At 68.2% G+C, this 242-nt stretch carries 1 pseudogene; it reads left to right on the top strand.

Features of this window, described 5'->3' with window-relative positions:
- Positions 1-242: pseudogene (locus tag E2C05_RS34475) on the top strand (hypothetical protein); the annotation flags it as partial.

Below are 242 nucleotides of genomic sequence, written 5' to 3'. Positions count from 1 at the left end.
CGGCAGCGCCACCGGGTGACGAACTGGGCGGAGTACGACGCGGGCCTGCGCACTCGGGGCAGCCTGACCGTGTGGTTCTCCGAGGCGGCGGTCGAGAACTGGCGTGCCGAGGCCCGCACTGTGAGGTGGTCCCCATTGGTCGGACAGCTTGGCGGCCTGGATAAGCTCGGCTCTGGTTTCCGTCAGGCCGCCAATCTCGTCACCGAATTCGTCCCATACGCCTCGTCAGGGGTCCTGCCGTC

This window comes from Paracraurococcus ruber (assembly GCF_004353985.1).
Lineage (GTDB): Bacteria > Pseudomonadota > Alphaproteobacteria > Acetobacterales > Acetobacteraceae > Paracraurococcus > Paracraurococcus ruber.
This window is presented reverse-complemented; position numbering and strand designations above follow the sequence as displayed.